The sequence below is a fragment of the Acinetobacter sp. Tr-809 genome, assembly GCF_011753255.1.
Lineage (GTDB): Bacteria > Pseudomonadota > Gammaproteobacteria > Pseudomonadales > Moraxellaceae > Acinetobacter.
Genome location: NZ_VWVZ01000009.1, coordinates 85,623 through 98,556 on the forward strand (window position 1 = coordinate 85,623; position 12,934 = coordinate 98,556).

Consider the following 12,934-nt stretch of genomic DNA (forward strand, 5'->3'; position numbering starts at 1 on the left):
AGAAGGCGAAAGCTGAGATATTCATTATTGGATTTTTGATTTGGGTACTCATTTTAGCTAAGCATAAAAAATTTATGTCTAATCAGTATGACTGGATCAAAATAAAACTTGATCGTCATATTGCTCCTATTGATTAAACCAATTTTTCCAAGAGCTCGTTGCACGCGTCTCAATCGCCACCGCTGGGATTAACTCAGTTTTTAAAAGCTCTGTTTGACCGACTGCTTTTGCTAATCTAGCTTTGACTGAATGAATACACTCTCGATCACCAAACTCACAACGATCTAACATCGTTCCGCCACAAGGACCATTTGCCAAACCTTTAGGGCAAGTTTCTGGGCAAATATACAAAGTTTCACTTAAACGACATTGCCCACAACTGTCGCAACCGACAGCCTGATGTTTGCTAAAGTGTTCAACCTTCATTAACAGACGGTTCGCTCTGGGCTTATCCCAAAAAGCAGCTTTAAAAACAAATTGTCCAATCCGAACAGCAACTTTTGAATTAAAAAAAACACCATGCATGAACTGCATATTCTTATATTTAAGTACTTGAGAAGAGCTTATTTTCTTACGAAACATCTTAACCTGAGGTTGAAACACAACATTGGTCGTTGTTTGCCACAATTGATACCAAAGCTGCTCACATTCAGTTAGCGATAAATTCTGATATTGCTGTAAGGCTTGTTCAAGTTGAGCTTGTTCTTTCACTTTATGACATGAGGATAAATGAACCCCGTTATAGCCAAGATGCTTGCAGATCAATATCTGTAAAGCACAACGCGCATATACTTTTTTTTCAGCCTGAACAGGATCAACCTGATACTCTTGCTCCAGTACTTTTACAACATGCTCGGAAATTACAATACCTGCAACCTGATTACTTAGCATGAACTGAGCTCGACGCAACGTCAGTGGCATTACACAAGCAATTAAAGAAAAGGATGGATAATGCTCTGCTAAAGATTCTTGGGTTTTCTTGATTTTATCTAAGTCAAAACCTAATTGGGTGATTAAGAAGTCGGCCCCTGCTTTAATCTTTTTATACAATTTCAAATACTGGGCGTCACTTTCTGCTTCAGTATATTTAAAAGGATTGAAAGCAACACCAATCTTAAAAATTTGTCGTTTTTTAGCTGCCATGACTGCACTCACAGATTCTAAATAACGTGTCCGATCAGCGGTATGATCTAGACCAAAATCATGCTTTTTTAGCTTATCACCTGTGAGCAATAGCAGATTTTTATAACCTGCTTGCTCTGCTTGATCTAAAAATACTTCAAACTCTGCAATGTCTCTGCCTTTACCTGAGAAATGTAACAATTTATCAATCGCTTGAGGATAATTTTGCGCAACCGTTATCGGCTCTGGATCTTCATCACTTTGCACTCGGTCGGCCAAAGTCAACATTGTAGGTAAACCTGCAATATATTGTTGTGGTACAGGGTGAATGCTTTTTTTAGAACATAAATGTTCAACCAAGATACAGAAATGATCCAGACCTAAACCTTGAGAAAATAAAGACGACGGCATAAAAAGAGGCAGTTAAAAAGAGGGGGTAACAATCCTAAGGCGCTAGTATAATTTATCTATTTAGAAAATAAAGTGCTCAATAAAAGCTCAGCGTTATCTTCCAGAACATATCTTTAGAAACCTTGACTTCTAGATGATCAACCCACAAAAGCAACACCAAACATATGATCGAATTTGTTATAGCCTGATTTACTCCCCCAGCAGATCTTTCATATAGAACTTATATTCTCTGAGCGAACAATAGAGTCAGTATATGTACCTTTAGCTGCTACAAGGATTGAGTTAGGATAAGCACAAATATCAATCTTTTCACACTGCTATAAGAGTAAAAAATGTCACAACAAGATTATGAAAATGGCTTAAAAGTCCGCACCGAAGTGATGGGTGAATCCTTTGTAAAACGAGCTCAAGACAATACCGTACCCTTTACTCAACCTTTACAAGACTGGATCAATGAACATGCTTGGGGCTCGACATGGCAACGTGAAGGCGTATTACCTCGTAAATATCGCTCTCTGATAACCATTGCATTCTTAACTGCACAAAAAAGTCCAACAGAACTTAAAGGTCATGTTCGAGGGGCATTAAACAATGGTGCAACAGTTGAGGAAATTCAAGAAGTATTACTACACAGTCTCCCATATTGTGGTGCACCAGCAACACAAGAAGCTTTCCGAGCTGCACTTGAAGTTATTAATGAATATCAAAAAGAAGCTTAGATCTCTAAATTTTAGTTGTTATAGCGACATTTTTAGTGTGACAAGATCTTGCAGCATAAGCCCTATATAAGGGCTTATGCTGTCAATTACGATATAGAGTGAGCATTGCTATAATGTTTTTTTAAAATTTGAATAAATGAATTCATTATATGACGATCTAAATTTTGAGTATTTGCAATACCTACATTTAATGAAAGAGGGAAATTCTCCAGTTTAACCACATCTAACTCTTTTCCTTCTAATAAAACATTATCAAAATACTTTTTAGGAAAAACTCCCAACCCATCACCATTCTGAATACATTCTAATTGAAGCTCAACCCCGAAGGTTTCTCTATTAAGATGCAGTTCCAATTTATTATCATACAAGGTCTTGATCAAACCCTCTCGAATGCAACAGCCTTCCGGATGCAATACCCAACCTCTTTTGCTACACATCTCAAGACTATTATATTTATGAGCTTCACCTTTTTTCGAAACGACCACAAGCGGCAAATTTACAGCTTCATGAAACAAAATATTTTCTTCCAACAAATTAATATTTGATGGTGCCATTATTATTGCTAAGTCTACCTCACCATCATTGATTTGCTGAATAAGACTTCTCCCCCATCCACTCACAATATCTATTCCACCGTGAGGATTAATTTTACCATACTCATGTATGATACTACCCAATAAGTCATCAACAAGCATTTTAGAAACTGCGACTTTAATATCTTTATTCACATTACCATCACGCTTATTGGTTTTTGTGAGCAAGTCCAATTGCTTTAAAATTAAAAAACACTGAAAATAAACTTCTTCCCCAAAATCCGTCAGTAATAAAGGTCTACTCTTTCGATTAAATAACACACCATTAACCAAACTTTCCAAGTTTGAAACTCTTTTAGTCACAGTCGACTGATTGACTCTTAGTTTTTGTGAAGCAATTGTTATTGACTTATTATCTGCCACACAAATAAAGGTCTGCAAATCTTTTATATCCAAAATCAAACTCCTTTCATTTTTCATTAAGATATTTTCTAAGTTTAGAAGGAGAACATCCTGCCCATCCCCTAAAGGCACGTGTAAATGCACTGTACTCGGTATAACCTAATTTATATGCAATATCTGACAAACAAACATCTTGATCTTTCAATAGAGTTAATGCTTTCTCATATCTTTTTTGTTTTACTAAAGCTTTAAAATCACCACCCTCATTTTTTATTTTTATCGATAAAATCCTTGGTTTTATTTTCATTTCTTTTGCAACTTTAAATAGGTACGGCTCTCCCTCAGCCAAAACATTAGCTATTTGAAAATTAACTTTATCAATAAAACTCTCTTCATCTTTACTCCCACATAAAAACAATGAAAAGAAAGTATTAAAGCAAAAACCTTTCGAATTATTACAAACAGTTACAGTATCAAACAAAAACAATGAATACAAACACTCTCTAAAAAAATCACTGAGATCTCTTTTGAATACAATATGTATATTAGTAACATCAAGCTTATAAAAAAAACTACTAATCTCACTCAAAAAATCATCAATAGAACAGTTTTTCTTAAACACTTCACATTTATATATAAAGAAACATCTAATATTATTAAAGGGAACACGATTAAACACAGAAAAAAAACTATCAACATCAAAAAGAAAAAAAACGGCCACACTCTTTATATCTTTATTCCCCGCCTCAATAACATGGAGTTTTATATTATCCCCATAATGTAAAAAATTATGAAACATATTATCCATCTCATATTTCATTTCTTTTAGCTTATCAGATATAGATACCAACCCGCTTAACATTTTAGACCACTTTAATAGTCATTTAATGCAAATTAAACAAACATAAGAAAGGAGCACTTCAATGGGAAAAGAATCAGCATAAAAAATTCACTCATTCTTTCCCCCCATCTCAACTTACCACTGAATATTTACCCTACGATTAGGGGCCAAGCATTGTATAACTTGTACATTTCGATACTGACCAGTACATTCTTGATAAATACTCGTTCCTCCACTCACCTGCAATTGAATTCTGGCAGGATCAACCCCTTGCTGTACCAATAGCTGAGCAACCGTATTCGCCCGACGTGAAGATAGATCTTGATTATAGGAAAACTTACCTAGTCGATCCGCATAACCTGAAACAACAACGGGATTACGCGACTGTTGAATTGCCCCAACTACATCAGCAATATTTGTGGAACTTTGTTCTATCGCATTTGTATCTGAGCGATCAAAAGCAAAAAAGATTGTTGCTGTTTGCGCGGCTGCTACAGGTACGGTTGCGGGAACAACATTATTCACACCCCATGCCATTAAGCCTTGGCACTCCTCACCTTTCCAAGATAAACGTTCAGCAATATAGTTTTTGTCAAAATCGATACGTAATTGGCAACGTTTATAATCTTGAGTTTTTGGTATCCGGACATCCAAGACATAATTCCAAGTTCTGACTGCAAAGATACCCTCATGAAAATGAGGATTTCCCAGAATACGACGAAACTGATCCTTATTCATTCCTTTATCTAAACGGACAATGTCATTAATTTCATAACGTTTTGCCAATTTAAGATAACTTTTGCTTGCTTCAGGAAAAATTATTTCTTCTTGTACCGCAGCTTGATCGGTCACGTCACTCACATTTCCTTCTGCCGCTACGTCACCAACTTCTTCTGTCACCTGACGATGAAGGTCTTCTGCCTGACTATTAAATGCAAGACCTGCCAGTGCGACCATCATTAGAGTTTGAATCTTATTCATGTCTGCTCTCACGTAATTATTGTTAGAGAAAAAGGGGGCCTTTCGGCTCCCCTAATAAATGATTTAGTCAATAACAGTACTGACACCAACACGAACCAGTGGACTATTGCCTTGACTCCCCATTGCAGCACCCGTTGTAAGTGACCAACGACCATTATCAGCAGTACGTCTAAATGTCACACCAATTGCACTCTGATCATTGTAATAGGCAGCTCCAGCAGCCATCGTTAACTTACCTGGAACAAATGGTGCATTTTCAAGTGCCGCTGTCGCAGCAATACCCGCAGACATCTTGTCTTCCAATTTGTCCATACGTTTATTGGTGTCATAGAATGCTTGTTGTAACTGGTCGCCTAAATTGGTGACACGATTATCAATAGCACCTAATGCATCACCAACGTTGTTGTAATTACTACCAGCAACATTATAGCTAGGTGCTTGCCAGCCTTTTTCTGGATCATAACCAGCTCCTCCTCCTAAGGCTGCTCCTACATTCTGATATGATTGATGTAACTGGCTACCATTGATCGCATCTTTTGAACTGCTGTGAATTGCGCCATCAGCAACACCAGTCACTTTCTTATCACCAGCATTGATACCACCAGTGGTCATACTTGGTCCTGCTTCTCCTTTTGGTCCAGTGACACTAATACCACCGCCTGTAATGTTGGTTGTACCTTTGTCACCAGCAACATTCACTTGATTTGCATTAACATCTTTCGCTGTAACACTGTCCACAGAGATGTCTTTGGCAAGACCAACTTCATAATCTCTGCTACCATCCTCTTTGGAAGTTTCTTTCACTGTGATGTTGCGATCTTTATTGCTCACTGTAGATTTAGCAGCCTGTGCAGCCTTACCAACTGCACCAATTGCATCATTGATGTTGTCTTTGCCTGTACCTCCAATATCAGCGTTGGTGTATTTTCCTGTGTTCGGATCATATTGCGTGTTACCACCAATAATGTTTTGTACACCTTGGCCTTGGGCATGTAACTGCCCCCCATTCACGGCATCTTTTGATCCAGCGGCAATCGCACCATCAGCAACACCAGTCACTTTCTTATCACCGGCATTGATTCCATCTTTGGTGACGCTTGGGCCGCCTTCAATGGTTAAGCCATTACCATCAATTTTGGTGCCTCCAGCAGTAAGGCTATTTACATCAAGATCATCAGCAGTTGAGACTTCGTAATTGGTACTACCATCTGCATTCTTGCCTTCTTTTACAACAATGTTTTTGCCTTCAGTTACAGTCGTTTTCGCTTCTTGTGCTGCTTTACCAACTGCACCAATTGCATCATTGATGTTGTCTTTGCCTGTACCCCCAATATCAGCGTTGGTGTATTTGCCAGTGTTCGGATCATATTGCGTGTTACCACCAATAATGTTCTGCACACCTTGACCTTGAGCATGTAACTGACTGCCATTGATCGCTTCTTGTGAGTCTACTGCAACTCGGCCTGCTGCTACACCACGAATCACAGTATTACCAGCATTGATACCACCTGCTGTAATACTTGGTCCGATGTTATTGCCAGCCGCATCAATAAAGCTCATGCCTTCTTGATTAATCAGCGTTCCTTTGCCTTCTTGATCTTTCAAGCTGATTCCTTTGGCTCCATATTCAGCTTCGTTGCCTTTTCCATCTTTGACTTGAGTCCCTGTCGCATTGAGTACCGTTTCATTGCCCTCATCATCAGTTGCGGTTACGCTGTCAAACTTCACATCTTTTGCTGTGGCGACTTCATAGTTGGTACTACCATCTGCATTTTTAGATTCAGTCACAACAATGTTTTCGCCTTCTTTGACTGTGGTTTTTGCTGCAATGGCCTGACCACGAACTGAATCAATGGCATCATGGATGTTGTTTTGGCCTGTGTTTCCGACATTGCTAGTGGTCACTGATCCGTCTGGATTCAATACTGTTTTTCCACCAATCGCATTTTTCACACTATCCGCAACACCATATAGCTGACTACCGTTGATGGCATCGGTTGAGTTTGGATTGACATCACCCGCAGTAACACCGCTGATCTTGCCCGTTGTACCGTCAATACTAACGTTGCCAACTTTAACCGAATCAAATTCAACATCATCTGCTGTTGCAACATTGTAGATGTCTTGACCATCATCACCTGTCGTCTTAGTCACGTTAATGTTCTTACCTTCGGTGACTTCAGTCTTCGCTGCTGCTGACTCACCAGCAATGGCATCGGCAATGTTGTCATAACCTTTGTCATTGACTGTAAATGGACCATTTAGCTTGCCACCTTCGTTGGTTACGCCACCACCGATAATGTCCCCGACTGAGCCCACGCTGTCATTTAACTGACCGCCATTGACTGCGTCTTTCGAACCTGCTGCAACTTCGCCATCAGCAACATTACTAATTTTCTCTTTGCCCGCATCAATACCTGTACGGCTGACGCTAGGTCCTACTGGTACATCGGATGCATTGGTAAATACCAAACCAGTACCATTCAAAATCGTACGATCACCTTGGGCATTTTTAATCGTTGTGCCAGTTGCTGTTGTTGCGGTACTGTTGCCTTGTGCATCTTTGACGACTGTGCCACCTGCAACTATCGTTGTACTATTCCCAACAGCATCTTTAACCTCTACACCAGTATTATCGAGACGTGTATTTCCCGCAGTCACGCTATTCACTTTCAAATCACGATTCAGGCTGTACTTGATGTCATTGCCTTCTTTCGTAACTTGTAAGTTTTCTTCGCCATCTGCTGTACCAATATCAACCGTGTCGCCTGCTCTCACTGCTGCTGCATTTGCACCATTGCTTTGCAGTGTCCAGCCTTTGTCTAACTCCGCCAAGGCATCGCCAACGTTGTTGGTATCTGTTCCATTGATGTTATACGTTGGTTTCGATACCGTGCCGTCTGGATTAACCGTTGAACCTCCGCCTAGGGCATCTGCAACGCTTTGCGCATTGTTCGCCAATTGACTGCCATTGATCGCATCGGTTGAGTTTGGATTGACATCACCCGCAGTAACACCGCTGATCTTGCCCGTTGTTCCATCTATGCTAACGTTGCCAACTTTAACCGAATCAAACTCAACATCATCCGCAGTTGCAACATTGTAAATGTCCTGACCATCATCACCAGTCGTCTTAGTCACAGTAATATTCTTACCTTCGGTGACTTCAGTCTTCGCTGCTGCTGCCGCTTTACCAATTGCACCAATCGCATCATTGATGTTGTTTTCGCCTGTTCCGCCAATGTCAGGATTGGTATAGGTGCCTGTGGCTGGATCATAAACGGTATTTCCACCAATAATGTTTTGTACACCTTGGCCTTGGGCATGTAACTGACTGCCATTAATCGCTTCTGCTGAATCTGCACTCACCGTACCCGCTGCTAAATTAGTGATTTTCTTAGCACCAGCATCGATACCGTCTTTGGTAACACTTGGGCCATTGGCAATGCTTAGACCGTCATTATTAATCACAGTATCGCCAGCGGTTACACTGTTCACTTTCAAATCACGATTCAGGCTGTACTTGATGTCATTGCCTTCTTTCGTAACTTGTAAGTTTTCTTCTCCATCTGCTGTACCAATATCAACCGTGTCGCCCGCTCTCACTGCTGCGGCATTTGCACCATTGCTTTGCAGTGTCCAGCCTTTGTCTAACTCCGCCAAGGCATCGCCAACGTTGTTGGTATCTGTTCCATTGATGTTATACGTTGGTTTCGATACCGTGCCGTCTGGATTAACCGTTGAACCTCCGCCTAGGGCATCTGCAACGCTTTGCGCATTGTTCGCCAATTGACTGCCATTGATCGCATCGGTTGAGTTTGGATTGACATCACCCGCAGTAACACCGCTGATCTTGCCCGTTGTTCCATCTATGCTAACGTTGCCAACTTTAACCGAATCAAATTCAACATCATCTGCGGTTGCAACATTGTAAATGTTCTGACCATTATCACCTGTTGTCTTAGTCACAGTAATGTTCTTACCTTCGGTGACTTCGGTCTTCGATGCTGCAGAGGCTTTATCTAACTGATCTTTATTAACGGCATCAGTACCTTCTGTGCCTGCAGCAACATTGCTGATCTTATTACCCGCGACATCAATCCCTGATTTGGTAACACTTGGGCCATTGGCAATGCTTAGACCGTCATTATTAATCACAGTATCGCCAGCGGTTACACTGTTCACTTTCAAATCACGATTCAAGCTGTACTTGATGTCGTTGCCTTCTTTCGTAACTTGTAAGTTTTCTTCTCCATCTGCTGTACCAATATCAACTGTGTCGCCTGCTCTCACTGCTGCTGCATTGGCACCATTGCTTTGCAGTGTCCAGCCTTTGTCTAACTCTGCCAAAGCATCACCAACGTTGTTGGTATCTGTTCCATTGATGTTATACGTTGGTTTCGATAGCGTGCCGTCTGGATTAACCGTTGAACCTCCGCCTAGGGCATCTGCAACGCTTTGCGCATTGTTCGCCAATTGACTGCCATTGATCGCATCGGTTGAGTTTGGATTGACATCACCCGCAGTAACACCGCTGATCTTGCCCGTTGTACCGTCAATGCTAACGTTGCCAACTTTAACCGAATCAAATTCAACATCATCTGCGGTTGCAACATTGTAGATGTCTTGACCATTATCACCTGTTGTCTTAGTCACAGTAATGTTCTTACCTTCGGTGACTTCGGTCTTCGATGCGGCAGAGGCTTTATCTAACTGATCTTTATTAACGGCATCAGTACCTTCTGTACCTGCTGCAACATTGCTGATCTTATTACCCGCGACATCAATCCCTGACTTGGTAACACTTGGGCCATTGGCAATGCTTAAACCGTCATTGTTGATAACCGTATCGCCAGCGGTCACGCTATTTACATCTAGGTCTTTCGCGAGTTCAATCGCGACTTTGCCATTGTCAACCTTCGTGGTGATGTTGCTGTCTGCACCAACGACTTCAATCGCTTCACCAAGTTTTTTCTGTATGGTTGTGCCATCTTGTGCGGTTAATCCAAAGCCTTTATCAGTTAGATCTTGGCTGGCTTTATCTAACTGATCTTTATTAACGGCATCAGTACCTTCTGTACCTGCAGCAACATTGCTGATCTTATTACCTGCGACATCAATCCCTGACTTGGTAACACTTGGACCATTAGCAATGCTCATACCGTCATTATTAATCACAGTATCGCCAGCAGTTACACTATTCACTTTCAAATCACGATTCAGGCTGTACTTGATGTCATTGCCTTCTTTCGTGACTTGTAAGTTTTCTTCTCCATCTGCAGTACCAATATCAACCGTATCACCTGCTTTGATTGCACCAGTATTTGCGCCATTGCTTTGTAGATTCCAACCTTTGTCTAATTCAGTAATCGCATCACCAACGTTATTAACATCTTTGCCATTTACGTTATAAGTTGGATTAGACACAGCACCTGTACTAGGGTCATAGGTAGAACCACCACCTAACCCTTCTGCTGTACTTTTTCCAAGTTCATCAACACCATCTTGTACACTTCTTAACTGACTTACATTCACTGCATCGGTATCAGCCGCACCAGCGGATACGTTTTGGATACGACGCTCATATCCAGCAGAACCGACCGAAACTACTGAAGATGATGCTGCAGTGCCAGTACGGTAAGCTGCTCCTGTCGCAGTCGTTGTTTTACTACCAGCACCTAAAGCGACATCATCTGCATTGGTTGCAACTGCACTTGAGCCAAGTGCAACACCACGTACTGCTTTGGCATCCGCTGTATCACCCAAAGCAATTGAACCCGCTTCTGTGGTCTTTGACTTGTTACCGATTGCAACCGAACCCTGCCCAATCGCCTGATTTTCATTACCTATTGCAACCGCACCATCTGCTGCCTTGTTAGCGGCTGTATCCCCTGCTGCGGTATTGTTACGACCCAGTGCAACAGCACCATCACCATTAGCACTATTTGGATCACCAATCGCGACAGCACCATCCCCTGCTGCTTTTTGACCTCGACCAATAGACACTGCACCGCCATCGGCAGTTCGCGAATTGGCTGTGGTACCATCAGACCCCATAGCAACATTCCAGCCTGTATCCCCAGTGGTTACCCCGTTCCCCACGGCAATATTGTTGCTATTACCGCTGGCTGTTGCTGCATTTCGGCCCATTGCGATATCGTTATCACCCTGTGCTTGTGCACCATCTCCTACCGCTACAGAAGAGTTACCCGTTGCGTTTGAATTTGAACCATTTGCTACAGCATTGTTTCCATTAGCTTTTGCTCTAAAACCATTGGCCGTGCTCAAATCTCCTGAAGCTTCAGATTGTGTTCCCATTGCTGTAGAAGCAAATCCTGAACTTTTTGCTTGATAACCAAATGCATTGCTTGCTTGACCTTCAGCATTGGCATAAATACCAAATGCACTTGCTTGGCTCTTACTTGCTGAAGCACTATGACCAAATGCTGAAGTCTGTCGTGCTGTTGCTTTAGCAGAAGAACCAACAGCTGTAGCCTCATAAGCTTCATTATCATCTCCAGCTACAGCATCAGAACCACTCGCAACGGATAATCTACCAGCAAAAGAACCTCGTCCTACTGAAACTGCACCAGTATTCATCGCCTTTGAACTGTCTCCAATTGCAATAGCACCAGTGCCTTTATTATTTGAGGTATCATTATTATTAAAAGTTGCAACTGCATTATTACCTAAAGCAACCGATTTAAAAGCTAGGGCCTGAGCGTCAGCACCTGCCGCAAATGCTCTCGTATCCGATGCCACAGCACTTGCACCCAAGGCAAGCGATTTCTCTGCTGTTGCACTAGACTTATCCCCCACTGCCGCAGACGAAAGACCCGATGCTTGTGCTTCATTACCATAAGCTGCAGCATTGGCATTTGTAGCTTGAGCCTGACGACCAACAGCGGTGGTTTGATCGGCAGTACCTTTTGCGCCAGTTCCAATCGCTAGTGAATCTGTACCTTCAGCGTTGGTCGCTGTATCAGGAGTATAATTTTGCGTAGTAGTCGTACTGCTTCCAATTGCTATACCTCGAACACCCTTAGTTGTTGCCGAGTGCCCCACAGCAATACCGTTAGTCGCCGCCGAATCAACCGTGGCTGTATTACCTAATGCAATTGATTGATCAGCATCGGCCCAACTCATACGTCCCATTGCGATAGAGGTATTCCCACTAGCTCTGTTATTGACCCCGATAGCTGTACTTGAGGTGCCATTTGCGATGTCATTCCCTACACCTATTGCTTGATTATACCCTGTACCTCCGACACGGTTCCCCTGACCAACAGCCATATTATGAAAAACACTATTTCCAACTGAAACATTCGAGTTACCAATTAAAGTTGAACCGCCTGCATTACTAGATGTGTTATTTCTACCAAGTGCAACTGCACTACCTGAGTAAGATCTTGGACCATTAGGATAGTTATTAACCTGAGTCCCACGACGGTTAAACAATGCCTGCTGAAAATTTACATCAACTCCTGAAATCGCACTACCACAGCCAATCGCGACACCACCAGGTCCATCAACTTTCGCTTCGTTTGATGCATTACCACATTGCGATGCAGTAGGTGAGATCGCCATACTGCTGCCATTATTTGCCGAACCACCACCTGTATTTGTTTCAGCAAATGTATGACTACTTATAAATACGATGCTAATTGCAGCTGTAAGAAGTTTTATCGCAAAAAATACTGAGTGGTTTTGTGACTGCTGGTCTGTAGTTTTACTAGAACCTAGTGAGGAAACATTCCGCTTTTTCGTTGCCCCTCTTGCGGTTTCTGATGCAACCGTCCATATATTTAATTTTTTATTCCAGACAAGTCTGTATATCCTATTCATGAAGAAAAGCCTTTAAATGAATGAAAATTGACCAGCACAAAATAAATAATAAAACCGTGACAGAATTAACAATTAATGCA

At 41.7% G+C, this 12,934-nt stretch carries 6 protein-coding genes; 1 reads left to right on the top strand and 5 read right to left on the bottom strand.

Annotation, left to right across the window (positions count from 1 at the left end):
- Positions 1–126 precede the first annotated feature (126 nt).
- Positions 127–1,533, bottom strand: coding sequence for a methylenetetrahydrofolate reductase C-terminal domain-containing protein (locus F3J02_RS17245; RefSeq protein WP_167251253.1), 1,407 nt, complete (start codon positions 1,531–1,533; stop codon positions 127–129).
- Positions 1,534–1,865: 332 nt separating this feature from the next.
- Between F3J02_RS17245 and F3J02_RS17250 the strand changes: the two genes are divergently transcribed.
- Positions 1,866–2,252 (top strand): carboxymuconolactone decarboxylase family protein, encoded by a 387-nt coding sequence (locus F3J02_RS17250; protein ID WP_167251255.1) that lies wholly within the window; start codon positions 1,866–1,868, stop codon positions 2,250–2,252.
- Positions 2,253–2,338: 86 nt separating this feature from the next.
- Here F3J02_RS17250 and F3J02_RS17255 read toward each other — a convergent pair whose 3' ends face one another.
- From F3J02_RS17255 to F3J02_RS17270, 4 genes are all read right to left on the bottom strand, one after another.
- Positions 2,339–3,241, bottom strand: a complete 903-nt coding sequence (locus tag F3J02_RS17255) for a LysR family transcriptional regulator (protein ID WP_167251257.1) — start codon at positions 3,239–3,241, stop codon at positions 2,339–2,341.
- Positions 3,242–3,254: 13 nt separating this feature from the next.
- Positions 3,255–3,986 (bottom strand): helix-turn-helix domain-containing protein, encoded by a 732-nt coding sequence (locus tag F3J02_RS17260; RefSeq protein WP_167251352.1) that lies wholly within the window; start codon positions 3,984–3,986, stop codon positions 3,255–3,257.
- Between the two features lie 177 nt (positions 3,987–4,163).
- Entirely contained in the window at positions 4,164–5,009 is an 846-nt protein-coding gene (gene tpgA / locus F3J02_RS17265; protein WP_167251259.1) for a trimeric autotransporter adhesin/peptidogylcan-associated protein TpgA, read from the bottom strand.
- 63 nt (positions 5,010–5,072) lie between these two features.
- Positions 5,073–12,854 carry an ESPR-type extended signal peptide-containing protein gene (locus tag F3J02_RS17270; protein WP_167251261.1) on the bottom strand — a complete coding sequence of 2,594 codons (7,782 nt, stop codon included), beginning with the start codon at positions 12,852–12,854 and terminating at the stop codon, positions 5,073–5,075.
- Positions 12,855–12,934: the final 80 nt, after the last annotated feature.